Genomic DNA, 25,750 nt, shown 5'->3' with positions numbered 1-25,750 from the left:
GATGCGCATCTCATCCGAAAGCCGTTTCACGCTTTTCGGGATGCGCTCTAAAGATCAGGCAGGAGCTTCGAATGCAGGTTTTCGTCAATATCAGGCCAGCGGCACGTGTTCTGGCTGCCGGAACAGCGCTTTCGCTGGTATTCGGCAGTGCTGCCATGGCCGCAGACGCCAATGCAGTCGCCGAGCGCATCAAGGCGCTCTATGCCAAACAGGGTGGCGAACTGAGCTTCGCCAATGTCCAGGCGAGCGGCTCCGACATCGTGCTTCAGGGCACCAAGATCAAGCTGCCGACCATCGGCGAAAAGGAAACCGCCATCGGTGACGTGACGCTGCAGAACGTTCAGGATGCACCGGACGGCGGCTACAGCATCGAGCAGGTCACCGTGCCCGACCTGGCGCTTGCCGGTGAGACCGACAAGAACGACAAGGCCGAAATGAAGGGCCTTGCCCTGCAGAACGTGCACATTCCGTCGGAAAAGGCCAAGGGCCCGCTCGACAGCGTCGTCATGTATGACAAGCTGAAGATCGATGAAATCCAGTTCGGCACGCCGGGCAAGGACGGCGCCACGGTGAAGGGCTTCGACCTGTCGCTCGACACCACCAACAAGGCCGAGAAGATCGGCTATGTCTGGACCATCGCCAATATAGACGCGACCTTTGAAAAGGGCGGCAAGAACCCGCTGGCGCCGCTCGACATGAACACGTTCAACGGCTCGCTAACCTCGAAGGGCAGCTGGTCGCCGACTTCCGGCGACACGTCGCTGGACCAGCTGGAGCTTGAGGCGAAGGAACTCGGCAAGATCAACATCACCGGCAGCCTCGGCGGGTACGATCTGGCATTCCTCGAAGCCGTCCAGAAGACGCAGGAAAACATGAGCAAGGCCGATGCGGACAAGGACGCCGCCGGTCTCGCCATTCTTGGTCTGGCGGAACAGCTCAACCTCAAGAACCTGTCGATCCGCTTCGATAACGATACCCTGACCCAGAAGGTCCTGGATTATTATGCGAAGCAGCAGGGCGCGGACGGCAAGCAGCTCGGCGAGCAGATGAAGATGATGGTTCCGCTGATGGCGACACAGCTCAAGAACCCGGAATTCGCCCAGCAGCTCAAGGTCGCGGCCGACAAGTATTTCACCGATCCGAAGTCGCTGACCATCAGCGCATCGCCGGATCAGCCGGTGACCTTCGCGTCCATCGTTGCGACCGCATCGCTGGATCCGACCAAGATCATCCAGCTTCTGAAAATCAGCGTCGACGCCAACAACTAGAGCATTTCCAGCAAAAAGCGCGAAGCGGTTTTGCGCTGGATAATGTGGCAAAACAAATACTTGGAGCGGTTCCGACGATTCCGTTTCAGTCGGAAGCGCCCCAGAATGAAAAAAGCCCGGTGCATTTCCACCGGGCTTTTCTCTCACCTAATAAAAAACCCGGCTCAAGGCCGGGTTTTTTCTTTCTGTAAAACCGCTTAGCTCTTCTGTACCGGAGCCAGACGGATATGCAGGTCGCGCAGCTGCGCGGGCGTCACATCCGAAGGCGCGTTCATCAGGAGGTCGAGCGCCTGCTGGTTCATCGGGAACAGCGAGATTTCGCGCAGGTTCTTCGCGCCGACCAGAAGCATGATGACACGGTCGATGCCGGCGGCCATGCCGCCATGCGGAGGCGCGCCGTACTGGAATGCGCGATAGAGACCGCCGAAGCGCTCTTCCACGTCCTGCTGGCTGAGGCCGACCTTCTCGAATGCCTTGACCATGACGTCCGGCAGCTGGTTACGGATCGAGCCGGAAGCAATTTCAAAGCCGTTGCAGACGAGATCGTACTGGTAGGCCTTGATCGCCAGCGGGTCCTGATTTTCCAGCGCGTCCATACCGCCCTGCGGCATGGAGAACGGGTTGTGCGCGAAGTCGAGCTTCTTGTTGTCCTCGTCCCATTCGTAGAACGGGAAGTCGATGATCCATGCCAGTTCGAAACGGTCACGATCGACGAGGTTCAGTTCTTCACCGGCGCGCGTGCGGGCGTCGCCCGCGAACTTGTAGAACTTGGACGGCAGGCCAGCCACGAAGAAGCAGGCGTCGCCATCGCCCAGACCGAGCTGGTTGCGCAGCGCTTCAGTGCGTTCCTCGCCAATGTTCTTGGCAATCGGGCCAGCGCCTTCAAGCTTGTCGCCTTCCTTGCGCCAGAAGATATAGCCGAGACCCGGCTGGCCCTCACCCTGCGCCCATGAGTTCATGCGGTCGCAGAATGCGCGGCTTCCGCCGGTCTTGGCCGGGATTGCCCAGACTTCGACCTTCGGGTCGTTGGCGATCATGTTGGCGAAGACCTTGAAGCCCGAACCTGCAAAATGTTCGGTCACGGCCTGCATTTCAATCGGGTTGCGCAGGTCCGGCTTGTCCGAACCATAGGTGCGGATCGCATCGTCATAGGCAATGCGGCGGAATTTCTGCGTTACCGGCTTGCCTTCGGCAAATTCTTCGAAGATGCCGCGCATGACGGGTTCCATCGTTTCCCAGACTTCTTCCTGGGTCACGAAGCTCATTTCGAGGTCGAGCTGGTAGAACTCGCCCGGCAGGCGGTCGGCACGCGGGTCTTCGTCGCGGAAGCAGGGCGCAATCTGGAAGTAGCGGTCGAAACCGGCAACCATCAGAAGCTGCTTGTACTGCTGCGGCGCCTGCGGCAGCGCGTAGAACTTGCCCGGATGAATACGGCTCGGCACGAGGAAGTCGCGCGCTCCTTCCGGCGAGGAAGCCGTCAGGATCGGCGTGGTGAACTCGTTGAAACCGATCTCGGTCATGCGGCGGCGCATCGCGGCAATGATCTTCGTGCGGCTCATGATGTTCTTGTGCAGCGTTTCGCGGCGCAGGTCGAGGAAGCGGTACTTCAGGCGAATGTCTTCCGGATAGTCCGGTTCGCCGAAGACCGGCAGCGGCAGTTCCTTGGCAGCCGCCAGCACTTCGATTTCCGTTGCGAAGATTTCGACTTCGCCGGTCGGCAGGTTGGCGTTGACCGCATCGTCTGCGCGGGCCTTCACTTCACCATCGACACGGATAACCCATTCGCCGCGAACGGTTTCGGCAACCTTGAAGGCGGGCGAATCGGGATCCGCCACGATCTGGGTAATGCCGTAATGGTCGCGAAGATCGATGAAGAGAATGCCGCCATGGTCACGGACGCGGTGAACCCAGCCGGAAAGGCGAACGTTGGAACCAACGTCCGTCTTGCGAAGGGCTGCGCAGGTATGGCTGCGGTAACGGTGCATGATTTCTGCCTTTTGGTAAGATAAATCAGTGCAGGCAAAGCGCTGCAAATTCTGGCGGAAAAGCGCATTTTGACCAGGTTTTGTCAAGTCTGCACTCTCTGCAAGCGTCGAGGTTCGGGCGCCTTGACGCAAAGTATCGACAAAAAACACTATTTGCACTTGTTATACGGCGCGTTTTGCGCATTCTTTCGCGACAAGCGGCCGCGCTTTCTCTAAAAGGTAACCATGCATCTTATTACGACGACAGAGGCCCTCGAAGAGGCCGTATCCGCCCTTGCCAAATCCGATTTCGTCACAGTCGATACGGAGTTCATCCGCGAAACGACGTTCTGGCCGGAATTGTGCCTTATCCAGATGGCCTCGCCCGACCACACAGCGCTTGTGGACGCTCTCGCGCCCGGACTGGACCTCGCACCCTTCTTCCGCCTGATGGCCGACGAAAAGGTGGTCAAGGTTTTCCATGCCGCGCGGCAGGACATCGAAATCGTCTTCCACCTCGGCGACCTGATCCCCTCTCCCGTCTTCGACAGTCAGGTGGCAGCAATGGTCTGCGGGTTTGGCGACGCCATTTCCTACGACCAGCTCGTCCAGAAGGTTACGGGCAAGCACATCGACAAGTCATCGCGGTTTACCGACTGGCGACGCCGCCCCCTTTCCGAAAAGCAGCTCGACTATGCGCTGGCGGACGTGACCTATCTGCGCGACATCTATCTCTATCTGAAGCAGGAACTTGAGAAAGAGGGACGCAGCGAGTGGGTGAACGAGGAAATGGCGGTGCTCACTTCCCGCGAAACCTACGACCTTCATCCCGACGACGCATGGCGGCGGGTGAAGGCGCGCGTTCGCAAGCCCATCGAGCAGGCAATCGTGCAGGCCGTTGCCGCCTGGCGCGAGCGCGAAGCCCGCGAACGCAATGTGCCGCGCGGACGCATCATCAAGGACGACACGATTGCCGAAATCGCCCAACAGCAGCCGCGCGACGCGGAAGCGCTTGGACGTCTTCGTTCCATCCCCAAGGGCTGGGAGCGTTCCGCGCAGGCTGCCGGTCTGGTCGCTGCGATCCAGTCGGCGCTTGAAATCCCCAAGGAAGACCTGCCGAAATTGCCAAAGCAGTCGCACTCGCCGGAAGGCAGCGCGGCGGCAGCCGATATCCTCAAGGTCCTGCTCAAGCTTGTGACAGAGGAACACGGCGTCGCGGCAAAGATCGTGGCGAGTTCCGACGACATCGACAAGATCGCCGCGGAAGGCGACAATGCAAACGTGCCTGCCCTGCATGGCTGGCGCCGCGAGGTTTTCGGTCAGAAAGCTCTCGATCTCATCGACGGCAAGATCGGCATCAAGTTCGAGAACCGGCGGATAAGGGCGGTGGAGTTAGGGCAATAAGGCAGTAAGGCAGTAAGGCAGTATGTGAATGCTCGCGCTGAACATACTGCCTTCCTGCCCTACTCGCTTACTGCCTTATTCCCTTGTCCCCTCAATCGCGCCGTCGCCGACCGCGAAATAGATGTTCTTGCCCGTCAGTTTCGCCAGTTGCTGCAACCGGCCTTCGGGGCGGTCTGAAATCAGATCGGCGAGATCGCCGGGGACGACCAGCGCAATCCCGTTTTCTTCCTCGCGCCAGAAAAGACGCGGGATGACGCCCGGCATCGAAGCCGACAGAAGGTAGACCACGCGCAGAAGCGCCCCGAGCAGTTTGGCCCGTTCGCGCAGACGCGGTGTGGCGAGCTGCATGATCTCCGGTGCGATTTCGTCCTCGATCAGCCCTTCGTGACGATAGTAATTGGCAAGCGCCATGAAGGAACGTCCTTTATGGTCGATGCCGCCGAACGAGCCATGGGCGATGATGTTCAGCGCCTGCGAGCCGCGATAATCGGGATGCGCGCGCCAGCTTATGTCGGCCACGAGACAGGCGGCCTGCCTGTAGCGCGCCTCGTCATCGGTTTCGTCAAAACCGAGTACCGGCAGGGACAATGTCGTCCACGTCGCCAGCTCACGGGCATGGCGCGGAGAGCGCGAGCGCAGAATGGAAAACTCTTCCGCCGAGGCCAGGAGCGGATCGAGAAGCTGCTCGTTCTTGGGCAATAGCGAATAAAGATAGCCTTCGCGCACGCCGAGCGCCGAGAAAACGATCTTGGAAGGCTTCATCAGGCGGATCGTCTCAAGCAGCACCGTCGCGCCGTAGGACAAGAGCTGGCGGCGGTTCTTCGAAACTGCCTCGATGCCGCGCATCGTGTCGAGATTGCCCTTGGCGACGCGCTTCAGGAAGCTTTGTGCCTCCACCGGGTTCATCTCGTAGCCGTGCATGACGTGCAACGGATAATTCTTCGCCGTCATATGCAGCTTGGCAAGGTTACGCCACGTGCCGCCTACGGCATAGAAAACCTGTCCCTGATGAGCTTTCAGAAGCGTCGCCTTCGCCAGTTCCGCGCGCGCAATCTTCGTCGCCTCGGGCAGTTTCTCGTTGGACATATCCTGCAAGCGCAGGCCGCCGAGCGGCAAGGTGATCCCCTCGCCCACCTCGTGGTCATCCACGGCGACCAGTTCTAGGCTGCCGCCGCCAAGGTCGCCCGTCACGCCCTTCGGCTTGTAGAAGCCGGAAATGATGCCGAGCGCCGAATAATAGGCTTCTTCCTTGCCGGACAATACCTCGATGTGCCGGCCAAGAATGGCTTCCGCCTGAGCGATGAAGTCGGGGCCGTTCTTCGCTTCACGCGCGGCGGCAGTCGCCAGCGCATGAATGGAAACCGCGCCCGCCTGTTCGGCCAGGGCGCGAAAACGTTTCAGCGCGCGAAGCGCCGCCTCAACGGATTTCTCGTTGAGCTTGCCGGTCTTTGCGAGGCCTTTGCCAAGGCCGCAGAGAATCTTTTCGTTGAAAAGCACCGTCGGCGAACGGACGATGCCTTCATAAATGACGACACGGATCGAGTTCGAGCCAATGTCGATGACCGCAACGGGTTTCAGCCCCTTGAGGCGGCCTTGTGCTACAGCTGGACTCATGCAGTCGTTTTTCTTTCCGCCTGCGCACGCTTGCGATGCGCGATAAGGCGGGGGGCCGAAGACTTCAGCGACTTTCCGCGACCCGACAGGCTAGGATTGGTCATGAAATATTCCTGCGCGTTGAAAGCTTCCTCTCCTGCCTCTTTTTCTATCCGGCGAGAGGTGCCGTCCGCAAGTAGCTGATAGCTCTGTTGGTTATCAATTATGTTGGCAAACATGATTTGCGACAGGATTTGCTGATGCACTGTGGCATTTGTGATCGGAACGAGGGTCTCCACGCGGCGATCAAGGTTGCGCGGCATCATGTCGGCGGAACCGATATAGACGATTGCCTTGTCGGAGGGCAGGTCGTTGCCGTTTCCGAAGCAGAAAACGCGGCTATGCTCCAGAAAACGCCCGACAATCGACTTGGCGCGGATATTGTCCGAGAGCCCCGGAACGCCGGGACGCAGGCAGCAGATGCCGCGCACGACGAGATCGATCTGCACGCCAGCCTGGCTCGCCATGTAGAGCGCGTCAATTATCTGTGGATCGACCAGCGCGTTCATCTTCATCCAGATCGCAGCCGGACGTCCAGCCTTCGCATGCGCCACCTCATCCTCGATGTGCTTGAGGATTCGGGCGCGCAGCGTGAAGGGTGAAATCGCGATCTTCATTTCCTCGGCAGGCTGGGCATAGCCGGTAATGAAATTGAAGATATGCGCCACATCGCGCGCAATATCCGCATCCGAGGTGAAGAACGACAGGTCGGTATAGATGCGCGCCGTGATCGGATGATAATTGCCGGTGCCCAGATGCACATAGGAGCGCAGCTTCTGGTCTTCACGGCGCACCACGAGCGACATTTTGGCGTGTGTTTTCAACTCGATGAAGCCGAACACCACCTGAACGCCCGCGCGTTCCAGATCGCGCGCCCAGCGAATGTTGGCTTCCTCATCGAAACGGGCTTTCAGCTCCACCAGCGCCGTCACCGACTTGCCTGCCTCGGCTGCATCGACCAGCGCGCGCACGATCGGGCTGTCGTTGGAAGTGCGGTAAAGCGTCTGCTTGATGGCCAGCACGTCCGGGTCGGCTGCGGCCTGCCGCAGGAACTGCACCACAACGTCGAAGGATTCATAGGGATGATGGACCACGATGTCCTTTTCGCGAATCGCAGCGAAGCAATCGCCGCCATGTTCGCGAATGCGCTCGGGGAAGCGCGGATTGTAGGACACGAATTTCAGGTCTTCACGCGGGATCGAAACGATCTCCGAAATCATGTTCAACGCCAGCAGGCCTTCGTGCACGCTGATCCGGTTTTCCGAAACGCCCAGTTCCGTCGCCACGAATATGCGCAACGCTTCGGGCATTTCGCCGTCGAACTCGATGCGGATCACCTGACCGCGGCGGCGGCGCTTCAACGCCGTTTCAAAGAGACGAACCAGATCCTCGGCCTCTTCTTCCACTTCGATATCGCTGTCGCGGATGATGCGGAACGTACCGGCGCCACGCACTTCATAACCGGGGAAAAGCCGCCCGATGAACAGGCTCACCGCATCCTCGATGGTGATGAAACGATAGTCGTTGGTCTGCTCGGTCGGCAGTTGGATAAAGCGCTTCAGCGCGACCGGAATGCGCAGGAGCGCGGTCATCGGATGATTGTCGGCGCGGCGCGCAAGCTGCAACGCGATGGAGAAGCCAAGATTCGGAATGAACGGGAACGGGTGCGCAGGATCGATGGAGAGCGGCGTCAGGACCGGGAAAATCGTTTCGAGGAAGTGGTTTTCAAGCCATTCCTTTTCGGGCCGGGAAAGCGCGGAGGGGCGGACGATCTCGATGCTTTCCTGTTCCAGTTCCTCGCGTAGCGCGCGCAGACGCCCCTGCTGTTCTTCCTGCAGCCGCCCCACTTCGTCCAGAACGAAATCGAGCTGTTCCTGCGGCGTGCGCCCATCGGCACTGCGCAGCGCCACGCCAGCACGCACCTGTGCGGCAAGTCCGGCGATGCGAACCATGAAGAACTCATCGAGATTGGCGGCGGAGATGGACAGGAAGCGCAGGCGTTCGAGCAGAGGCTGGCGCATGTTTGCGGCTTCTTCGAGAACGCGGCGGTTGAACTGCAACCAGGAAAACTCGCGGTTCACGAAGCGGTCGGCGCTCTGCATCAGTTCGCCGTTCAAAGCTTTGTGAACCTCGGGGTCCGCTTCCATATCGGGAACGACGGTTGGGTTGGGGGCCAGTCCGGCTGTCATCTCGTGGTTCCCGCCTTCGGTTACGCTGGGGGTTTCGCTCGCCATAACGCTGTTTTCGCTCATGTTTCCTGTCCCGACCGCCACCGGAACATTCCGGCTCCGTCTGTCTGTTTCTCCGCGCATCCTGATCGAAAATTGCTTCGCACTTTTCCGGACGCTCGATAAGCCTATGGCTGTCATATGACAGTTTGATAGCAAATAGCTTGAAATGTCCTCAGAATTGATGAAAACGCTTCCGGAAACAAGACTTTCGCGGTACACGCATGCCAATGTCCAGCATGATCCTGTCCGGCACCCGGCGCAAGACCATGCCCATACCGCCCATCGACCAGAACCGGAGCATGTTATGTCCGATCACATCATTCCTCACTTTCAGAACGACGCCGGCCATGCTGCCATCGAAATCGGCGTGAAGGAATTCATGTGCGTCGGTGCCAACCCGCCTTTCGATCATCCGCACGTGTTTCTCGACATGGGCGATGAAAGCGAAGCCGTTTGCCCGTATTGCTCGACGCTCTATCGCTACAATGCAGAGCTCCATGCCGACGAAACCGTTCCGGCTGGCTGCGCCTACGAAGCACCTGCCGATAAGGCAGCCTGATCACGGCTGTTGATCCGGGCCGAACTCCGGATGGTCTCACCGACATGAGCAGAGGGCGCATATTGATTGCCGGGGCCGGAGTTGCCGGCCTGTCGGCAGCGCTGGAACTGGCAGCACGCGGCTGGAACGTCCGGCTCGTCGAAAAGGCAGAAACCCTTTCGGAAGTCGGCGCTGGCCTGCAACTTGCCCCCAATGCAATGCGCCACCTGCAACGGCTCGGCGTGGCCGACCGTCTTTCCACCCAGGCTGTCACGCCGGAAGCGCTCTACCTCATGGACGGGCGCAAGGCGCGCGCACTGATGGAAATGAAGCTCGGCGACAAGGCCCGCCAGCGCTGGCACCATCCCTACGCCGTGTGCCATCGCGCCGACCTGCAATTGGCACTGCTCGACGCCTGCCGCGAACAGCCGGGCATCGAGATCAGCCTCGGCGCAGAAATCACAGATCATCACGTCGAGAACGGGACCGTTGTGGCCACCGTCCGCCTTGGCAATTCCGAAGAGCCTGCCGACGCTGCCTATCTGATCGCCTGCGACGGGGTCTGGTCGGCTGAACGATCCAAGGCAGGTTTCAGCAAGGCGCGGTTCAGCGGGCATATTGCGTGGCGCACGACGCTTGCCGCCAGCGCCCTGCCCGCTTCCTTCCTCAACGCCATGCCGGAACGCAAAGCCGTCTCAGCCTGGCTCGGCAACAAGGCGCATTTCATCGCCTATCCGGTCAAGGGCGGCAGTTTCTTCAATTTCGTTGCCATCACGACCGGCGAGAATCCCGGTGAAGTCTGGTCCAGAACCGGCGACCTCGCGCGTCTGCGCTCCATCTACGCCGATTGGGGCGCGCCCGTTCGCGACGTGCTGGCGGCTGCCGATGAGTGGACCTACTGGCCGCTTTTTGAAATGCCGGATGCTCAATTCGTCGGGCCGGACCGGACGATTTTTCTCGGCGACGCATCGCACGCGGTCACGCCTTTTGCGGCGCAGGGCGCTGCCATGGCGATCGAGGATGCGGCGGCGCTGGCGCAGGCGCTGGACGGCAGCGACCGCGAAGCCGGGCTGAGGCGCTTCGATGCGGTCCGCAAGGAGCGGATCGCTGCGGTCGCCAAACGGGGCCAGCTCAACAGGTTTGCCTATCACGCCACCGGTATTTTTGCGCTTGGCCGCAACACGCTCTTCGCCCTGCGCAGCCCGGACAGCTTCCTCAAGGATCTGGACTGGCTTTATGGCTATGACGCTATTGCGGCCATGCGGGACCAAGGCAGGTCCTGACCCTAGGCCGCGTCGCGTGCGGCTTCCAGCGCTGCAACATCGATCTTGACCATCTTCATCATGGCATCGGCGACGCGCTGGCGCACGTCCGGCGGACCGTCCTGCAGGATATCCAGCAGCATGTCCGGCACGATCTGCCACGAAAACCCGTATTTGTCGGTCAGCCAGCTGCATTCCATCGGCGAGCCGCCTTCCAGCAGCTTTTCCCAGAACGCATCCACTTCCGCCTGGTCCCTGCATCGCACGATCAGCGAACTTGCCGGTGAAAACTTGAACTGGGGTCCGCCGTTCAGGCCGCATATTTTTTGCCCGTCGAGCGTAAAGTTCACCACAACCGGCTGGTTCTCGTTTTGCTGATGGCCATGCCTGAAACGGATGGCCCCGTCGATCGAAGCCGGTCTTCCGCACGCGCGGAAGACCGAAACATAGTGGTTGGCGGCTTCTTCAGCATTTCCGTCGAACCAGAGACAAATCGTCAAACCTGACATTTTCTCCTCCATTGTCCGGGGTAGTCATTCTCCCGAATGCTAGCCCATGACCTTTTTGGCTTCTTCCATGTCCATCCACATGATCTCCCAGATATGGCCGTCGAGATCCTCGAAGCTGCGTCCATACATGAAGCCGTAATCCTGCTTCGGGCCGGGGTCGGCCTTTCCGCCAGCGTTGACCGCCTTCTCCACAGTCGCATCCACTTCGGCCTTGCTTTCCGCCGACAGACAGACCAGCACCTCGCTGACCGTGTTGGCATCGGCGATCTTCTTCGGCGTGAACTGGCTGAACTTGTCGTGATCGAGGATCATCACGTGGATCGTATCCGAAAAGACCATGCCGGAAGCCGTTTCGTCCGAGAACATTGGGTTCCGGGTGGCGCCGATGGCTTCGTAGAAGCTTGTCGACTTCGCGACATTCTTCACAGGCAGGTTCACGAAAATCATTTTCGGCATGGGATTTCCTCCGTTGGTGGGCCGGCGGCCCGCTCCTGTTTTTTCGATTATCTATCGCCTGCCCGGTTCCCCGGCGATAACAAGGTCGAGCCTTCCGGCGCAGAACTCACGCAATTGGCATCGGAAGAACTCAAAGTTCGCTTGTACATAATGGCATATAAGTTATAATTAGCAACCATGAAGTTAGAAAAAATAACCAACTCGCAAAAACCATCGGCGAAGCGCAGCTATGACGATGCTTGTGCGGCGGCCCATGCCCTTGATTTGATTGGGGAACGCTGGTCGCTTCTGGTGATGCGCGAATTGATGTTCGGCCCCAAACGCTTCAGTGATTTGCGGGCTGACCTGCCGGGCGTGAGCGCCAATGTCCTCACGCAACGCCTTGAAGGGCTGGAAGAAGCAGGCATTCTTTGCAAGAAAAAACTGCCCCCTCCCGCCTCGGTCCAGGTCTATGAGTTGACCGAGTGGGGTTATGAGAGCGAACCTATTCTCCAGACACTGGGCCGATGGGCGGCGCGCTCGCCGAAACATGATCCCAACCTGCCGATTTCGACCGTTTCCTTCCTGCTTTCGCTGCGGACCATGATCGATCATGACAGGGCTGCGGGCCTGCGGGCGGTGATCGGCCTTTGTCTGGAGGGGGAAGACTTCACGGCTCATCTTGACGATTCCGGGGTTCGGATCGAACGCGGCGCGGCGCAGGAATATGACCTGCATTTCGAAAGTTCACCGCGTATGCTCGCCGCTGCCATCTATGGCGGGCAACCTCTTTCGGCGCTGGAAAGCGCCAGTGTTCTCAAGGTCATGGGCGACCGCGCGCTTGCAGAAAAATTCGTGACGCTGTTCCCGCTTCCCGACAAGGCCCCATTGCCTGAATAGGATAAGCAACTTTTTGGTTGCTTATTTTGCCCCCGCCCCTATATTGGCAACCATCAAGTTGCCAATTACGGAGGATGCAATCATGACCGTTGAAAGCAATACCGACCGCATTGTGAAGACTGTGGACATCCGCGCGGGGATTGACCGCGTATGGCGCGCCCTCACCGACCATGAAGAATTCGGGAGCTGGTTCCAGGTCAAGCTCGACGGCCCGTTCATCGTCGGCACCAAGTCGACCGGACACATCACCTATCCGGGTTTCGAGCATGAACCGTGGGAATCCTTCATCAAAGAAATGAAGGCTCCGTCCTATTTTGCCTTCACATGGCATCCTTACGCGGTGGACCACAGCATCGACTATTCCAAGGAGCCGCCGACGCTGGTGGAGTTCAAGCTGGAACCGATCGAGGCGGGAACGCGGCTGACGGTGATCGAAAGCGGTTTCGATGCCCTGCCCGCAGAACGCCGCCCGCTGGCGCTGCGGATGAACGAAGGCGGCTGGGAGGAACAGGTCGGCAACATCAAGAGACACGCCGAAAATGGACGATAGGCCAGAAATGACCGGCACGGACATGTCCATGGTTTTCGCAGCGCTTGCCGATCCAACCCGGCTGGCGCTCATCGAGACCCTGAGCGACGGCGAAAGCCGCTCGATCGTGGTGCTGTCGCAGAATGGCAGCATCACCCGGCAGGCCGTCACCAAGCACCTGTCCGTGCTGGAGCAGGCAAATCTGGTCGAACGCGAAAAGGTCGGCCGGGAGAGCCGGTTTCGGCTGCATCCCGCCCCGCTTGTCGACGCCCGCGCCTATCTCGCAAGCGTTTCCAGCCAGTGGGACGATGCACTCCAGCGCCTGCGCCAGTTTGCCGAAGATTAGGGTTGCCTGAACAGAAGCGACGAAGTGCCCTTCACAAAGCCGAGCTTCTCGTAGAAGGGCACAAGCCGATCCGGGCAATAAAGCTCGAAGCTTTTCACGCGCTTCAGCTTTTCATGGTGGAGTATACGCTCCACAAGAGCCTGTCCGAGGCCCTGCCCGCGATGCTCTTCGGCCACAATGACATCGAAGATCATCGCCTTGAAGGTGAAATCGCTCAGCACCCGCGCAAAACCGGCAATACGGTCATTGCCATCAAGACAGAACAACAGCAGGTGGCAATGGGCCAGCATATGGGTGACGTCTTCCAGGCTGCGCTCCCTGGTCCACCATTCGTTGCAATAGAATCTGTGGAACTCCTGATAGCGCTCGGCTGGAAGCTCTTCGATCCATTGAATATTCGTCACAATGCCCCTTACCGTTCTCGTAAAAAAACCCGCCGTCGGACCGGCGGGTGTTTTAATTTCGAGCGATAAGCCTGATCAGTGCAGTATCTGGCTGAGGAACAGCTTGGTGCGTTCGTGCTGCGGATTGTCAAAGAACTCGTCCGGTGAGTTCTGCTCGACGATCTGGCCCTGATCCATGAAGATCACGCGGTTGGCAACCTGACGGGCAAAGCCCATTTCGTGCGTCACGCAGATCATCGTCATGCCTTCGGCGGCAAGGCTCACCATCGTGTCCAGCACTTCCTTGACCATTTCCGGGTCGAGAGCCGATGTCGGCTCGTCGAACAGCATGACTTTCGGGTTCATGCACAGTGCGCGCGCAATGGCGACGCGCTGCTGCTGGCCGCCCGAAAGCTGGCCCGGATATTTGTTGGCCTGTTCGGGAATCTTTACACGCGCCAGATAATGCATGGCGATTTCTTCCGCCTGCTTCTTCGGCATCTTGCGCACCCAGATCGGCGCCAGCGTGCAGTTTTCCAGAATCGTCAGGTGCGGGAAGAGGTTGAAGTGCTGGAACACCATGCCTACTTCGCGGCGCACTTCGTCGATCTTCTTCAGGTCATTGGTCAGCTCGATGTTGTCGACGACGATCTTGCCCTTCTGGTGTTCTTCCAGACGGTTGATGCAGCGGATCATGGTCGACTTGCCCGAGCCCGACGGGCCGGCCACAACGATGCGCTCGCCGCGCATGACCTTCAGATTGATGTCGCGCAGAACGTGGAACTCCCCGTACCACTTGTGCATGTTGGTGATTTCGATGGCGACATCGGTTTTGGAAACCTGCATCTTTGAACGGTCAACTTCCACTCCGAGCTCGGATTGCGGGAGGGCGCTTTGTGCACTCATTTCCATTATTCCCTTTATTCTTATCGTTTATGACCCGTATCGAGGCGTCGTTCCATGAATATAGAGTATCGCGACATTGCGAAACAGAAAATCCAGAAAACGAAGCCCGCAAAGATCAGACCAGTAGCAGGCGTCTGTGGAGAAGCCCAGTTAGCGTCGGCGAAGTTCTGACGGACGATGCCCAACAGGTCGAACATGCCGATGATGTAGACAAGGCTCGTATCCTTGAAGAGACCGATGAAGGTGTTGACGATTCCCGGAATGACCAGCTTCAGCGCCTGCGGCAGGATGATCAGTCCCGTTTTCTGCCAGTAGCTGAGGCCAAGCGCATCCGCGCCTTCATACTGCCCGCGCGGAATGGCCTGGAGGCCGCCGCGCACCACTTCCGCCATATAGGCCGAAGCGAAAAGCGCCACGCCGATCAAGGCACGCAGCAACTTGTCGAAAGTCACGCCCGGCGGCAGGAACAGGGGCAGCATGACGCTGGCCATGAATAGCACCGTCACCAGCGGAACGCCGCGCACCATTTCGATGAAGATGATCGAGAACGCCCTGATGACCGGCAGCTTTGAACGCCGTCCGAGCGCCAGCACGATCCCCAGCGGCAGCGACACGGCGATGCCGACAAAGGACAGGACAAGCGTGACCAGCAGCCCGCCCCACAGCGGCGTTTCCACATAGGGAAGGCCGAACCAGCCGCCGACCAGCAGGAAGAAGGCGACAATCGGAAAGACGAAGAAGAACAGGATCGCGTTGAGCCCCTTCTTCGGCGCCTTCGGAATCAGGAGCGGCACCAGAAGAACGGCGAAGATCAGCGCCGTCAGGTTGACGCGCCAGCGCTCCGAAATCGGATAGCGGCCATAGAGAAACTGCTCGTATTTCGCATTCACGAAAGCCCAGCATGCGCCCGACCAGCCTTCCGGCTGTGCGCCGCCCTGCGCGACGGTGAGGCAGGCGGTGCGATCCGCACCGGTCCACACGGCCTTGACGAACAGCCATTCGATGATCGGCGGAAGAAACCAGGCCACGACCAGCAGGCCGAGAATGGTCAGCGCCGCATCGACGGGCGTTGCGAACAGGTTGACGCGCAGCCAGTGGGAAAGCCCCTGCACCGAGCGCGGTGGCGCTTCGCCATCCACCATCTGCGTGCGTACATATTGGAGATCTGCGTTTTCCATTGTCATCTCTCCACCAGCGCCATCTTGGCATTGAACCAGTTCATGAGGCCCGAGGTAATCAGGCTGATGCCGAGATAGATCACCATCCAGATCGCCACGACCTCGACCGATTGACCCGTCTGGTTGAGGATCGTTCCGCCGACGGCGACAAGATCGGGATAGCCGATGGCGATTGCGAGCGACGAGTTCTTGATAAGGTTCAGATACTGGCTCGACAGCGGCGGGATGATGATGCGCAGCGCCTGCGGCACAATGATGAGGCGCATCGTCTGGCCGGGACGCAGGCCAACGGCATAGGCCGCTTCCGTCTGCCCCTTGTTGACGCCCAGAACACCGGCGCGGACCGTCTCAGCGATGAAGGACGCGGTGTAGAAGGACAGCGCCAGGAACAGGGCGAGGAACTCCGGCTTGACCTGCGCACCGCCGGTCAGATTGAAGGTCCCCAGTTTCGGCAAATCGAACGAGATCGGAAAGCCGGTCGCGATCAGCGCCAGGACGGGCAGGCCGATGATGAGCGCCGCCGCCACGCGTATCGTGTGGAAAGGCTGGCCCGTCGCCATCTGGCGGCGCTTTGCCCAGCGCGCAATGACGATCGAAGCCACGATGCCGATGAGCAGCGCCACGGGCAGAAGCCATGCCCCCTCGCCCCATACCGGCGCGGGCATGAAGAAGCCGCGATTGTTCATGTATGTGCCGAGCGGCAGGGCGATGCTGTCGCGAGCCTGCGGCAGCACCGAAAGCACGCCGAAATACCAGAAGAAGATGACGAGCAGCGGAGGAATGTTGCGGAAGACTTCGACATAGACCGTGCAGATCTTGCGGATCAGCCAGTTGCGCGAAAGCCGCCCGATACCGACCAGAAATCCGATGATTGAAGCCGTCACGACACCGAGCGCGGCGACGTAAAGCGTATTCATCAGGCCGACCAGAAAGGCCCGGCCATAGTTCGAGTCGCTGCTGTATTGAATGAGCGTCTGACTGATATCAAAACCGGCGCGGCCACTGAGGAAACCGAAACCGGACGCGATGTTCGCACGCTGCAAATTGGTGACCGTGTTGCCCACGATCCAGTAGATTGCCCCGATGACCACCCCGAAGACGATCACCTGATAGAAGATGCCGCGAACCCGCGGATCATACAGGAGCGAGGTTCCGCCGCTATCTTGGCGGCGTTCAGTTGCAGAATAGGAAGCCATATGTTTCCTGTGCCTCTCGGCTGACAGCATCAAACCCGAAAAATTGACTTGGCCGCCTTTGCGGGCAACGCCTGAAATCGGAATATCGAATGCCGAACCGTTCGGTCCTGCCGTTCCTGTCCGGGCTCGGTTCGAGCCTTCGAGGACTGCAAGACGCGGTTGAATTCCAAAAAGCAGCTTGTCAGCATCCTATGCCCGGCAGATGCGGGATCGACAGCAAACGGACAAACTGCAAAGCCGACAAATCCGGCGGGCGCTGCTGCACCCGCCGATGATCAGTCCGGAGAGTAATGCCCGTCAGCGGACGGGGATGCCATATTGCAGGCCGCCCTTATTCCACTGGGCATTGATGCCGCGTGCAATCTTGAGCGGGCTGCCGGAGCCGATGTTACGCTCGAAAATTTCGCCGTAATTGCCGACGCCCTTGATGATCTTCACCACCCAATCGTTCTCGAGACCGAGATCGGTGCCGATCTTGGTGTCCGCTTCCACGCCGAGAAGACGCTTGATGTCCGGGTTGTCAGACTTCTTCATCTCTTCGACATTGGCCTGCGTGATGCCATATTCCTCGGCGTTGAGCAGCGCGTTGTGCACCCAGCGAACGACGTCCGTCCACTTGGAATCGCCCTGACGAACGGTCAGGCCGAACGGCTCCTTGGAGATGATTTCCGGCAGGATGACATGATCGTCGGGATTGGCGAGCGCCAGACGAACGCCGTAAAGGCTGGACTGGTCGGTCGTATAGGCGTCGCAACGGCCGGAATCGTAAGCGGCGTTCGCTTCTTCGATCTTTTCGAAGACCACCGGATTATATTCCATCTTGTTGGCGCGGAAATAGTCGGCCATGTTCATTTCGGTCGTCGTACCGGCCTGAACGCAGATGGAAGCGCCGGAAAGCTGCAATGCGGAATTGATGCCCGACAGCTTCTTCGAATTGATCATGAAGCCCTGACCATCGAAGTAATTGATGCCGGCAAAATCGAGGCCGAGCGCAGTGTCGCGGCTGATGGTCCAGGTCGTGTTACGGATCAGGACGTCGATTTCGCCTGACTGCAGGGCCGTGAAGCGCTCCTTGGCGTTGAGCGGCGTAAACTTCACCTTCGCCGGATCACCGAAAATCGCAGAAGCCACGGCACGGCAATAATCTACGTCGAAGCCGGACCACTCACCCTTGTCGTTGGGGGAAGAGAATCCAAGCAGACCCGTATTAACGCCGCACTGTAGAAAACCTTTCGCCTTCACATCGGAAAGCGTGTCAGCGGATGCTCCCGAAGCTACGCAAAACAGCGCCGCCGCACCCAATACACCCGTCATAAGAGTTTTTTTCATCTGGCCTGCAACCTTTTTCGTTCCCTGGAGAGCGCCGGACCTATGGCCCATGGCGTCTCTTGTTGCTTTATTTTTTGCATAAACCCGTTGGATAAGTCGCGTGACCTCCCAAGCCCATGCCCTACAACAGCTTGCCCTCGCCCGAGACCGCTATCCGGTCTTCAATTTTTCTTTTGAGCGCAGTGACAAACCTGTCGCCTTCACGGGTCTTATCGAAGGCGAAATTTTGTCTTTGGTCAAGGCTTTAACGCAGGCGAGCGAAAAGGCTTTCAAAAAAGATGAGGGAGAAATATTCGAAAATTTACACGATTTCCCGATTTCTGGGTAGGAAGGTCGTCGGGTGCAGCCCACATTGCACGCGAGGACGGAGCACAGGTTTTTTCAAATAAACACAGATTGTTAGGCAGTACTACCATACCAGATGGGCCGCGATTCCGGCAATTTCCGGTAGAAATCAGACGCGCGGCATCGTGCTTTCGTCGTCCAGAGAAAAAATAATATTTCGCGTGGCCATATAGCGAGCCACCCACCAGGTCGTGACGAATCCGATTGTCAGACCGGCGACCACATCCGTGGGGTAGTGCGCCCCGGCTGCGAGCCTGCTTATTCCGAAGAGAATGCAGATCATAACGGTAAGGATGCGCCAGCGCGGCAGGAATATCCAGAGCGAAACCATCATGACGCCAGCCATCATGGAATGGCCGGAAGGGAAGCTTTCATAGAGGAACTGGCCCTTGAAAGGCGAGAAATAGGCTGCGCCGACGTCATCGAGCAGGAACGGGCGTGCCCGGCCAATCGCGAGCTTGCCGATTTCGACCGGCACACTTGCGACGATGATCGAGGTCAGGATGAGCGTTGCCCAGCCGTGGAGCTTCACCAGCCACGCTCTGGCGCCGGAACGCAATTTCGGTGAGAGCAGTATCGCCGTGGCGAGCCATACGACGATGCCGATTGCAAGCCATACGACGGTGCGAATCGCATCCGTTACCGTCCGCAGGAGCTGCATGATGAAATTGGTGCTTTGCGCGGTCACGCGAATGATGTCCGCATCCCACAGATGCAGCACGAGAATGATGAAGGGCAGAAGCACGACGATTGCTGTCATTTCCAGCGTCCACGAGGACGGCGCGCCCTTATAGGCCGGACGCAGAAGAGCTTGAAGGAGTTCCAGCGCTGCGCGAAAGGGATAAAGAAAAGTGCTTCCCGTGCCTGACGCCGCCATACTGAAATGTCCTTTCACAAGCTTATTACGCAACAAATGGCACGCGAGGTTGCATCCGGAACGCGCGCATCCTATCCAAGTATTCAAAATTTCCGCCGCAGACGGAATCGCAGATCTTTTTGCCGCAGCCGACCTTGATGCGACCCGGCAGAATCCTCTCTTTCGAGAATCAGCAGGCGAGAATCAGCGGGATAGCATGCAACATGGTCTGGAGGCATTTTCGTGACTAAGCAGCAGGTCAAGACAGAGAAGCTGGGTATAAACACGCGTCTCGCCCACGACGGTTATCAGCCGCGCGACTATCATGGCTTCGTGAACCCACCCGTTGTCCGTGCCTCAACCGTGCTTTTCCCCGATGCGGAAACAATGGCGACCGGCGGCCAGAAATACACCTACGGCACGCGCGGCACGCCGACCAGCGATGCCCTTTGCGCCGCGATCAACGCGCTGGAAGGTTCGGCGGGCACGATCTGCGTCCCGTCCGGCCTTGCCGCCGTCACGGTTCCGCTTCTCGCTTTCCTGTCGCCCGGCGACCATGCGCTGTTCGTCGATTCGATCTACAATCCGACCCGCCATTTCGCCGATACGATCCTCAAGCGCTTGGGCGTGGATGTCGAATATTACGATCCGGAGATCGGGTCCGGCATCGCGAAGTTGATGCGTGCGAACACCAAGGTCGTGTTCACGGAATCGCCCGCCTCGAACACGTTCGAGATGCAGGATATCCCCGCTATCGTCGAAGAGGCGCACAAGGGCGGCGCCATCGTCATGATGGACAATACATGGGCCACCGCGCTCTACTTCAAGGCGCTCGATTTCGGCGTGGATATTTCCATCCACGCCTCGACCAAGTATCCGTCCGGCCATTCCGATATTCTGTTCGGCACGGTATCGGCCAACGAAAAATGCTGGCCGCAGCTTCTGGAAACGCACGGAACGCTCGGTCTTTGCACTTCGGCTGACGACACCTACCAGATATTGCGCGGCATGCGCACCATGGGCGTGCGGCTGGAACAGCACCGCAAGAACGCGCTGGAAATCGCGCGCTGGCTTGAAGGCCATCCGGCGGTTGACCGCGTGCTGCATCCAGCGCTGGAAAGCCATCCCGGCCATGAAATCTGGAAACGGGACTTTTCCGGCTCCTCCGGCATTTTCTCCATCGTGCTTGCCGGCGGCGGGCAGAAGGAAGCCCATGCCTTCCTCGATGCGCTGGAGATTTTCGGCCTTGGCTATTCCTGGGGCGGCTATGAAAGCCTCGCGGTTCATGTCCGCCTCAATGACCGGACCATCGCCAGGGGCGACTATCCGGGACCGGTGATCCGCCTGCAGATCGGTCTGGAAGACGTGCCGGATCTCATTGCCGATCTCGAAAAAGGTTTCGCGGCAATTTGATACCGAGGCACTGAGATACTCAATCGCCGCAGGGGCTTAACAAAAGCGCGATGAGTCAGGCTCATCGCGTTTTGTCTATGCGGGCTTTGCAGCGGTTGCCTTGCGCGACTGTGCGCGCGCCGTCTTGCCCGCTGCCTTCAGCGGCTTCGGCTTTGTTTCCGACAGCCCTTCAACGACGGCCTCAATCATGGTGCAGGCGACGAAATCCGCCTGCATCTCCTCCCGCAATGCCTCCCGGTCGACAGATCGTGCTTCGTTCGGCTCATGCCACAGCACCACGCCTACCCTCACAGCGGGTTGCAGCCGCCGCAGACGGCGCACCGCAAACCGGGCGTGACGCGCCGCCTGCCGGTCCAGAAAACAGATCATCAGCGTATCCCTGCCGGAAATATCCAGCGCCTTCAATCTGGCGGGAGTGAGCGCATCATGCGCGACCGCCTCTGCCGAGGCGCCCTGCACGGCAAGCACCTGCGCCAGCATGACCGCCGCCGTGTCATCGAGCCCCCTTCGCCCGCCGAAGGTCAGGAGCGACCGACCTTCGCCGGAAGGAAGCTCCAGATCGGTTTTGCTGCCATCGCCATCAGGATTTTCAATCGCGATCTCTTCATCGTCGCCCTCCTCCTCGGTTGCAATCTGCTCCAGATTGGCCACCAGCGTCTTCGTGCTTTCAGTGACGATCTGCAACTGCTGCTCTGTCAGCACGCTGCGAAGCCGGTCGCGCTCCGCCATCAGAAGTGCGGGAACAGCAACCGAGCCGTAGAACTCGACCAGATATTTCTGTTCCAGCATTTCCTCGGCATTGTCAGTGGCTTCATCCGGGTCGCCTGCAAGGAGGCGTTGATAGAGGCGTTCCTTCGGGTCAAGCACAGGCTCGTTGCCGAAGAGGATTTCCAGGAACTCGAATTTCGGTACATGGCGGCCCAGCACCACGAGGCAGACCGTCAGAGGCGTCGACAGAACGAGCCCGACCGGCCCCCACAGCCACGCCCAGAAAATGGCCGACACGATGATGGCAAGCGGCGACAGGCCGGTGCGTGAACCATAAAGCCACGGCTCGATCACGTTGTTTATAAGAAGCTCGATGACGACGAACAGCCCGATCGTCCAGAGAAGCAGGTTCCAGCCGGGCGCCACGGCAAAGGCAAGGAACAGCGGCAAGATGGCCGCGATGACCGGGCCGATATAGGGCACGAACCGCAAGACGATTGCCAGCATTCCCCACAGGGCCGCGTTGGGGATGCCGAGAATCCAGAGACCGAAGGCGAGAGGCACACCATAGGTTATATTCACCACGAGCTGCGTCAGCAGATATTGGCCGACCCGCTTTCCCGCATCCTGCAAGGCTTCGGTCGTTCGATGAAGATCGCCGTAACCCACCAGCCTTATGAAGCGGTCGCGCAGTTCCTCCCTTTCGAGCAGCATGAAAATCACCACGACAACGACGAGACCCGTCGTCGCCAGCGGTCCGATAAGCGGTTCGATGATGCTCCTAAGCGTTTCCACCGGATGGCGTGGTGCGAATATCTGGACAAGGAGCGGCTTTTCCTCGGGCTCATCGGAAGGGAGCGCCTGCGTTTTCTGTTCCGGCCGGTTGATTTCCGTGCCTATGCGCTCGGCGAAGCTGTTCAGCCTGTCGAAGAAACTGTTGTCGGAACCCGCTTCCTTGAGTGTCCTGATCTTCTCGATGATGTTGTACTGATAGTATGTAACATTCTGCGCGACTTCGGAAACCTGGAAGGCAACCACGGCGCTGAAAACGGCCACGATCAGGAAGCCGCCCGCCACGCTGGTAATCACCGCGAACAGGCGCGGAAGGCCCGCCCGGCGCAGAAAGGCGACGATCGGCGCCAGCGCGAATGTCAGCAACACCGCGATGGCAAGCGGCAGAAACACATCCTTTGCAAAGTAAAGGATGGCGACGGTGACCGCCATTGCTGCCAGGGTGGGCAGACGCGGCGGCGCCGACGTGATCGGCCGCACGGCAGAATCCGGATTGTCGATATTTTCCATGAACCCCTCTTTTGCCGCTTTATGACTTTCGGCTTGTCAGCCGGGTAACTGCAAAAGGCGCGTTCGGTTCCATAGAACGAGGGAACATATAATAAATTTAATTAGCGGGTACTAATAATAATATTACGCGGAATAAATTGCCTGCAATGGAAGTCAATATTAATATAATTCAAATACAGAAATCGGCCAGATTGAAGCATCTGCAGGAAGTTATGGGGGATACCGTGTCGTTAAAGGCAGCAACGAGCTTAATCAGTCGCAACTTATGGAAAGCTCTGCTTACTCTACTATTGGTAGCGGCTTCTTCATTCGCACACGCCCAGCAAACGCCGAGGCCTGTTCAGGTGGGTGTGTATGTAAGCGAGCCTTTCGTCAACAAGGAAGGCGATTCCTACTCCGGCATGGCCATCGACATCTGGCACGATATCGCCACGCGGATGAATCTTGCTTCGCAATATGTGGAATATCCCAACTATGGGGAGCTGGTGAAAGCTGTTTCCGAAGGCAAGGTTGAAGCAGCCGTCACCAATCTCACAATCACGGAGAGCCGGGCTGAAATCATCGATTTCACGCATCCATGGTTCGATGCGGGCCTGCGCATCATGATCCACACCCAGGCGGGCAGCGGCTGGGACGATCTGATCAATCGCCTGGATGATGCCGGGCATCTGGCGACCTATGCGTGGATATTGTTCATCCTCCTCGCCGCTACGGTGGTGCTGACGATTTTCGACCGGCGTTTTGATGAAGGTTTTCCAAAGCGGTGGCGCGAGGGGCTTGCGGAGAGCTTCTACCACGTCGTTTCCATTGCCACTTCGGGCAAAACCTCGCGCAAAAACCTGTTCGGCTGGGTGGGACGCGTCTGGCAGACATTCTGGATGGTGTTCGGCATTGCGATCATCGCCTATGTGACTTCATCGGTTACCAGCGTCATGACGGTCGCCCATATCGACAACAGCATTTCCAGCCTGTCGGACCTGCAAGGGAAATCCGTGGGCGTGCGCGCGGGCAGTGTCGCGGAGCAGTTCCTGAAATCACGCTCCATCGCGACCGTGCCTTTCGATCACCTGCCTGAAGCCGTCGGCGCGCTCGTGAACGACGAGATTGCGGCAATCGTCGGCGACGGTCCGGTCCTCGACTATTATGCCCATCAGCATGCCGACCAGCCTATCGATCTCGTCGGCAATGTGTTCAGTCCGGACAAATATGGCTTCGCCTTCCCGCGCCAGAGCGAACTTGTCAAACCGGCGAGCGTGGCGATCATCAGTGCCCATGAGAATGAGGAAATCCCCAAGCTGAAAGCCAAATATTTCGGCCCCGAGAACTGATGCGCAGACGCAAAAAAGGCGGCCAGTGGCCGCCTTTTTCATTTCCGCCAGTGATTTACCGACCCGCGACGATCGACGAAATGATGCCGGTTGCGATGCCGATCAGCAGGTAATCGTTGTTGACCTTGACCCAGTGATAACCACGCGGCGGCTGGCGCAGCTTGTAGCGCGAATAGTTGTTCACGACGTGACCGCGATAGTTCGGCGGCAGGCGGTTGCCCTTCCTCCAGCTCTGATGACGGCGGTCGTCATATCTGCGCGCATCATATTTCGGGCCGCCCTTGTGCATCTGGCCGTGAGACGGCTTGCCGTGATGCGACGGATAAGACTGTGCCATCGCAGCAGGCGCGGCGAGAAATGAAAGGGCAGTGAGAGCAATAACGATCCGCTTCATATCGGCTTTCCTTTGTTACATTCGATGGGAGGACAATGCGCCCGCCAATGTGAATGCCAAGTGAATGCGCCCATTAAATTAATTTAATGATTTCATCGGCCTGGCACAAAGCAGCAGCCCCGCATTTCCCATCCGTGCAAAATGCGCTAGGTAAAGCCCGAATACATGCGCACCCGCAAGGGCAAGGCTCAGAGGACTGGATCATGATGAACTGGGTTTTCATTCTGCAAGGCGTTATCGCGTTCGGACTGGCCGCATTGGCCATCGCGGTCATCCTGCGCCATCGCCGCCACTGACGCCGGTTCGCACCGCTATATTTTTGCCTGGACCTTGCCGGTCCGACGCAACCGAATTTGAGATCGATCGTTCATACATGGTCTGGTATTTTTTCTGGAGGAGATGGGGATGCGGAAAGTAGCACTTGGGCTGGTTGCCCTTCTGGCCATAACGGGCTGCACCACTACGGAAAAGGATCTTTCCATCGGCACGGGCGCCGGGGCCATCATCGGCGGCATTGCCGGTGGCGGACGCGGCGCCTTGATCGGCGCCGGTGCGGGTGCGCTGGGCGGCCTGCTGGTGCGTGAACTGCGCAACGGCAATTGCCAGTATCGCGACCGTCATGGCCGCATCTATGTGGCGCGCTGCCGGCGATAATCCCCAAACCGTGCAAGGTTGTCGAAAGCGCCGGTTCTCCGGCGCTTTTGCTTTCGGGGATTGCGGCCCGCCTGCCCTCGCTGGAACCTTCCCGCGCCGATGGCGTTTTACTGGAAATAACGACAGGGAGAACTCCGATGAAGCTTGCTCTCAAAGCCGCCCTTGTTGCCCTGGGCGTGTTTGCGGCGGGCGCAGCGCAGGCGGCGAACGCCATTTCCACCACCAATCTCAATATCCGCACCGGCCCCGGCACGCGCTATGCGACGCTGGGCTCCATCCCGAGCGGAGCGCCCGTGACGGTGCGCGGCTGCACAGCCGGCTACGGCTGGTGTCAGGTGAGCTATGGCCCGACCTTTGGCTGGGCCTCGTCACGCTATCTCGCGTTCAGGGAAGGAACTTCCGGCGGATATTCCGATGATTTCGGTCGAACCGCTGCGTTGATCGGCATTCCGCTGATCGCCGGCCTTGCCATAGGCTCGGCCCTCAATGATCGTGACGATTACTGGTATCGCGACCGTCGCTATTACCGGAACAGACATTGGGATCGTCGCGACTGGCGTGACCGCCCGCGCTGGCATGGCAATCACGGGCCGCGCGTCTACCTGAGGCAGCGCGGACCGGACGGCCCGCACGGTCAGTGACTGACAATTCACGTAGAGACGGCAAACGCCGCGAAGCGAACCACTTCGCGGCGTCTGCGCGCAGTTTTGTCGAGTTTC

At 58.9% G+C, this 25,750-nt stretch carries 25 protein-coding genes; 12 read left to right on the top strand and 13 right to left on the bottom strand.

What is annotated here, in order from left to right:
* The first annotated feature begins 71 nt into the window (after positions 1-71).
* Positions 72-1,268 (top strand): hypothetical protein, encoded by a 1,197-nt coding sequence (locus ACOWVS_RS03995; protein ID WP_075041641.1) that lies wholly within the window; start codon positions 72-74, stop codon positions 1,266-1,268.
* A 197-nt stretch (positions 1,269-1,465) separates the two neighbouring features.
* Here the strand turns inward: ACOWVS_RS03995 and aspS are convergent, their stop codons facing one another.
* Positions 1,466-3,253 carry an aspartate--tRNA ligase gene (aspS, locus tag ACOWVS_RS03990; RefSeq protein ID WP_006472405.1) on the bottom strand — a complete coding sequence of 596 codons (1,788 nt, stop codon included), beginning with the start codon at positions 3,251-3,253 and terminating at the stop codon, positions 1,466-1,468.
* Between the two features lie 225 nt (positions 3,254-3,478).
* On the opposite strand from aspS, the gene rnd reads away from it, so the two are divergent.
* On the top strand, positions 3,479-4,636 hold the full coding sequence (rnd, locus tag ACOWVS_RS03985) for a ribonuclease D (protein ID WP_006472406.1): 1,158 nt from the start codon (positions 3,479-3,481) through the stop codon (positions 4,634-4,636).
* Between the two features lie 75 nt (positions 4,637-4,711).
* On the opposite strand, the gene ppx is transcribed toward rnd, so the two are convergent.
* Positions 4,712-6,250: an exopolyphosphatase gene (gene ppx, locus ACOWVS_RS03980; protein WP_006466471.1), complete on the bottom strand. Its 1,539-nt coding sequence runs from the start codon at positions 6,248-6,250 to the stop codon at positions 4,712-4,714.
* Positions 6,247-8,478: an RNA degradosome polyphosphate kinase gene (locus ACOWVS_RS03975; protein WP_050791012.1), complete on the bottom strand. Its 2,232-nt coding sequence runs from the start codon at positions 8,476-8,478 to the stop codon at positions 6,247-6,249. The genes ppx and ACOWVS_RS03975 overlap by 4 nt, the downstream gene beginning before the upstream one ends.
* A 346-nt stretch (positions 8,479-8,824) precedes the next feature.
* Between ACOWVS_RS03975 and ACOWVS_RS03970 the strand changes: the two genes are divergently transcribed.
* Positions 8,825-9,079, top strand: a complete 255-nt coding sequence (locus ACOWVS_RS03970) for a zinc-finger domain-containing protein (protein WP_021587801.1) — start codon at positions 8,825-8,827, stop codon at positions 9,077-9,079.
* Between the two features lie 44 nt (positions 9,080-9,123).
* Positions 9,124-10,341 carry an FAD-binding protein gene (locus tag ACOWVS_RS03965; protein WP_006466468.1) on the top strand — a complete coding sequence of 406 codons (1,218 nt, stop codon included), beginning with the start codon at positions 9,124-9,126 and terminating at the stop codon, positions 10,339-10,341.
* Between the two features lie 2 nt (positions 10,342-10,343).
* Here the strand turns inward: ACOWVS_RS03965 and ACOWVS_RS03960 are convergent, their stop codons facing one another.
* Positions 10,344-10,829 carry a VOC family protein gene (locus tag ACOWVS_RS03960; RefSeq protein ID WP_039852925.1) on the bottom strand — a complete coding sequence of 162 codons (486 nt, stop codon included), beginning with the start codon at positions 10,827-10,829 and terminating at the stop codon, positions 10,344-10,346.
* 39 nt (positions 10,830-10,868) lie between these two features.
* Positions 10,869-11,285, bottom strand: coding sequence for a VOC family protein (locus ACOWVS_RS03955; RefSeq protein ID WP_006472413.1), 417 nt, complete (start codon positions 11,283-11,285; stop codon positions 10,869-10,871).
* Between the two features lie 177 nt (positions 11,286-11,462).
* Here ACOWVS_RS03955 and ACOWVS_RS03950 point away from each other — a divergent pair, with 177 nt between their 5' ends.
* From ACOWVS_RS03950 to ACOWVS_RS03940, 3 genes are all read left to right on the top strand, one after another.
* Complete coding sequence (locus tag ACOWVS_RS03950; protein ID WP_075041640.1) at positions 11,463-12,164, top strand: winged helix-turn-helix transcriptional regulator; 702 nt, start codon at positions 11,463-11,465, stop codon at positions 12,162-12,164.
* 82 nt (positions 12,165-12,246) lie between these two features.
* A complete protein-coding gene (locus tag ACOWVS_RS03945; RefSeq protein WP_075041639.1) occupies positions 12,247-12,714 on the top strand; it encodes an SRPBCC family protein in 468 nt (155 codons plus the stop codon).
* Between the two features lie 7 nt (positions 12,715-12,721).
* Positions 12,722-13,039, top strand: a complete 318-nt coding sequence (locus ACOWVS_RS03940) for an ArsR/SmtB family transcription factor (RefSeq protein ID WP_075041691.1) — start codon at positions 12,722-12,724, stop codon at positions 13,037-13,039.
* Here ACOWVS_RS03940 and ACOWVS_RS03935 read toward each other — a convergent pair.
* The 5 genes from ACOWVS_RS03935 to ACOWVS_RS03915 all read right to left on the bottom strand — a co-directional run bounded on the left by ACOWVS_RS03935 (position 13,036) and on the right by ACOWVS_RS03915 (position 18,031).
* Positions 13,036-13,443 (bottom strand): GNAT family N-acetyltransferase, encoded by a 408-nt coding sequence (locus ACOWVS_RS03935; protein WP_075041638.1) that lies wholly within the window; start codon positions 13,441-13,443, stop codon positions 13,036-13,038. The genes ACOWVS_RS03940 and ACOWVS_RS03935 overlap by 4 nt on opposite strands.
* Before the next feature lie 75 nt (positions 13,444-13,518).
* Positions 13,519-14,328, bottom strand: coding sequence for an amino acid ABC transporter ATP-binding protein (locus ACOWVS_RS03930; RefSeq protein WP_021587807.1), 810 nt, complete (start codon positions 14,326-14,328; stop codon positions 13,519-13,521).
* 20 nt (positions 14,329-14,348) lie between these two features.
* On the bottom strand, positions 14,349-15,506 hold the full coding sequence (locus tag ACOWVS_RS03925; protein ID WP_039852490.1) for an amino acid ABC transporter permease: 1,158 nt from the start codon (positions 15,504-15,506) through the stop codon (positions 14,349-14,351).
* A gap of 2 nt (positions 15,507-15,508) precedes the next feature.
* Complete coding sequence (locus ACOWVS_RS03920; protein WP_039852488.1) at positions 15,509-16,702, bottom strand: amino acid ABC transporter permease; 1,194 nt, start codon at positions 16,700-16,702, stop codon at positions 15,509-15,511.
* A 297-nt stretch (positions 16,703-16,999) separates the two neighbouring features.
* Positions 17,000-18,031: an amino acid ABC transporter substrate-binding protein gene (locus ACOWVS_RS03915; RefSeq protein WP_006472421.1), complete on the bottom strand. Its 1,032-nt coding sequence runs from the start codon at positions 18,029-18,031 to the stop codon at positions 17,000-17,002.
* A gap of 100 nt (positions 18,032-18,131) precedes the next feature.
* On the opposite strand from ACOWVS_RS03915, the gene ACOWVS_RS03910 reads away from it, so the two are divergent.
* A complete protein-coding gene (locus ACOWVS_RS03910; RefSeq protein WP_006466457.1) occupies positions 18,132-18,359 on the top strand; it encodes a hypothetical protein in 228 nt (75 codons plus the stop codon).
* Positions 18,360-18,485: 126 nt separating this feature from the next.
* Here the strand turns inward: ACOWVS_RS03910 and lpxE are convergent, their stop codons facing one another.
* A complete protein-coding gene (gene lpxE, locus ACOWVS_RS03905; RefSeq protein WP_039852485.1) occupies positions 18,486-19,253 on the bottom strand; it encodes a lipid A 1-phosphatase LpxE in 768 nt (255 codons plus the stop codon).
* A 222-nt stretch (positions 19,254-19,475) separates the two neighbouring features.
* Here lpxE and ACOWVS_RS03900 point away from each other — a divergent pair, with 222 nt between their 5' ends.
* A complete protein-coding gene (locus ACOWVS_RS03900; protein WP_006466455.1) occupies positions 19,476-20,645 on the top strand; it encodes a cystathionine beta-lyase in 1,170 nt (389 codons plus the stop codon).
* 75 nt (positions 20,646-20,720) lie between these two features.
* Here the strand turns inward: ACOWVS_RS03900 and ACOWVS_RS03895 are convergent, their stop codons facing one another.
* Positions 20,721-22,655 (bottom strand): AI-2E family transporter, encoded by a 1,935-nt coding sequence (locus ACOWVS_RS03895; protein WP_006466454.1) that lies wholly within the window; start codon positions 22,653-22,655, stop codon positions 20,721-20,723.
* A gap of 344 nt (positions 22,656-22,999) precedes the next feature.
* On the opposite strand from ACOWVS_RS03895, the gene ACOWVS_RS03890 reads away from it, so the two are divergent.
* Positions 23,000-23,983 carry a transporter substrate-binding domain-containing protein gene (locus tag ACOWVS_RS03890; protein WP_050791011.1) on the top strand — a complete coding sequence of 328 codons (984 nt, stop codon included), beginning with the start codon at positions 23,000-23,002 and terminating at the stop codon, positions 23,981-23,983.
* 55 nt (positions 23,984-24,038) lie between these two features.
* Here the strand turns inward: ACOWVS_RS03890 and ACOWVS_RS03885 are convergent, their stop codons facing one another.
* On the bottom strand, positions 24,039-24,377 hold the full coding sequence (locus tag ACOWVS_RS03885) for an RcnB family protein (RefSeq protein WP_006466452.1): 339 nt from the start codon (positions 24,375-24,377) through the stop codon (positions 24,039-24,041).
* A gap of 405 nt (positions 24,378-24,782) precedes the next feature.
* Between ACOWVS_RS03885 and ACOWVS_RS03880 the strand changes: the two genes are divergently transcribed.
* A complete protein-coding gene (locus tag ACOWVS_RS03880; protein WP_021587819.1) occupies positions 24,783-25,031 on the top strand; it encodes a YMGG-like glycine zipper-containing protein in 249 nt (82 codons plus the stop codon).
* Positions 25,032-25,168: 137 nt separating this feature from the next.
* The gene (locus ACOWVS_RS03875) at positions 25,169-25,672 is read left to right on the top strand and encodes an SH3 domain-containing protein (protein ID WP_006472428.1); all 504 of its coding nucleotides are present in this window, start codon (positions 25,169-25,171) and stop codon (positions 25,670-25,672) included.
* Positions 25,673-25,750: the final 78 nt, after the last annotated feature.

Origin of the sequence: Brucella sp. IR068 (assembly GCF_049065885.1) — a bacterium.
In the GTDB taxonomy this organism is placed as follows: domain Bacteria; phylum Pseudomonadota; class Alphaproteobacteria; order Rhizobiales; family Rhizobiaceae; genus Brucella; species Brucella intermedia.
The sequence above is the reverse complement of the archived record's forward strand: the minus strand, read 5'-3'. Positions and strand labels throughout refer to the sequence as shown.

Excerpts from the sequence above, each read along its gene's own strand:
- ACOWVS_RS03965 (WP_006466468.1), top strand. The coding sequence starts at position 9,124 with ATGAGCAGAGGGCGCATATTGATTGCCGGGGCCGGAGTTGCCGGCCTG.
- ACOWVS_RS03940 (WP_075041691.1), top strand. The coding sequence starts at position 12,722 with ATGACCGGCACGGACATGTCCATGGTTTTCGCAGCGCTTGCCGATCCA.
- ACOWVS_RS03880 (WP_021587819.1), top strand. The coding sequence starts at position 24,783 with ATGCGGAAAGTAGCACTTGGGCTGGTTGCCCTTCTGGCCATAACGGGC.
- lpxE (WP_039852485.1), bottom strand. The coding sequence starts at position 19,253 with ATGGCGGCGTCAGGCACGGGAAGCACTTTTCTTTATCCCTTTCGCGCA.
- ACOWVS_RS03970 (WP_021587801.1), top strand. The coding sequence starts at position 8,825 with ATGTCCGATCACATCATTCCTCACTTTCAGAACGACGCCGGCCATGCT.
- ACOWVS_RS03885 (WP_006466452.1), bottom strand. The coding sequence starts at position 24,377 with ATGAAGCGGATCGTTATTGCTCTCACTGCCCTTTCATTTCTCGCCGCG.
- ACOWVS_RS03915 (WP_006472421.1), bottom strand. The coding sequence starts at position 18,031 with ATGAAAAAAACTCTTATGACGGGTGTATTGGGTGCGGCGGCGCTGTTT.
- ACOWVS_RS03960 (WP_039852925.1), bottom strand. The coding sequence starts at position 10,829 with ATGTCAGGTTTGACGATTTGTCTCTGGTTCGACGGAAATGCTGAAGAA.
- ACOWVS_RS03950 (WP_075041640.1), top strand. The coding sequence starts at position 11,463 with ATGAAGTTAGAAAAAATAACCAACTCGCAAAAACCATCGGCGAAGCGC.
- ACOWVS_RS03925 (WP_039852490.1), bottom strand. The coding sequence starts at position 15,506 with ATGGAAAACGCAGATCTCCAATATGTACGCACGCAGATGGTGGATGGC.
- ACOWVS_RS03975 (WP_050791012.1), bottom strand. The coding sequence starts at position 8,478 with ATGACAGCCGGACTGGCCCCCAACCCAACCGTCGTTCCCGATATGGAA.
- ACOWVS_RS03895 (WP_006466454.1), bottom strand. The coding sequence starts at position 22,655 with ATGGAAAATATCGACAATCCGGATTCTGCCGTGCGGCCGATCACGTCG.
- ACOWVS_RS03875 (WP_006472428.1), top strand. The coding sequence starts at position 25,169 with ATGAAGCTTGCTCTCAAAGCCGCCCTTGTTGCCCTGGGCGTGTTTGCG.
- ACOWVS_RS03995 (WP_075041641.1), top strand. The coding sequence starts at position 72 with ATGCAGGTTTTCGTCAATATCAGGCCAGCGGCACGTGTTCTGGCTGCC.
- ACOWVS_RS03955 (WP_006472413.1), bottom strand. The coding sequence starts at position 11,285 with ATGCCGAAAATGATTTTCGTGAACCTGCCTGTGAAGAATGTCGCGAAG.
- ACOWVS_RS03945 (WP_075041639.1), top strand. The coding sequence starts at position 12,247 with ATGACCGTTGAAAGCAATACCGACCGCATTGTGAAGACTGTGGACATC.
- ACOWVS_RS03920 (WP_039852488.1), bottom strand. The coding sequence starts at position 16,702 with ATGGCTTCCTATTCTGCAACTGAACGCCGCCAAGATAGCGGCGGAACC.
- rnd (WP_006472406.1), top strand. The coding sequence starts at position 3,479 with ATGCATCTTATTACGACGACAGAGGCCCTCGAAGAGGCCGTATCCGCC.
- aspS (WP_006472405.1), bottom strand. The coding sequence starts at position 3,253 with ATGCACCGTTACCGCAGCCATACCTGCGCAGCCCTTCGCAAGACGGAC.
- ACOWVS_RS03930 (WP_021587807.1), bottom strand. The coding sequence starts at position 14,328 with ATGAGTGCACAAAGCGCCCTCCCGCAATCCGAGCTCGGAGTGGAAGTT.
- ppx (WP_006466471.1), bottom strand. The coding sequence starts at position 6,250 with ATGAGTCCAGCTGTAGCACAAGGCCGCCTCAAGGGGCTGAAACCCGTT.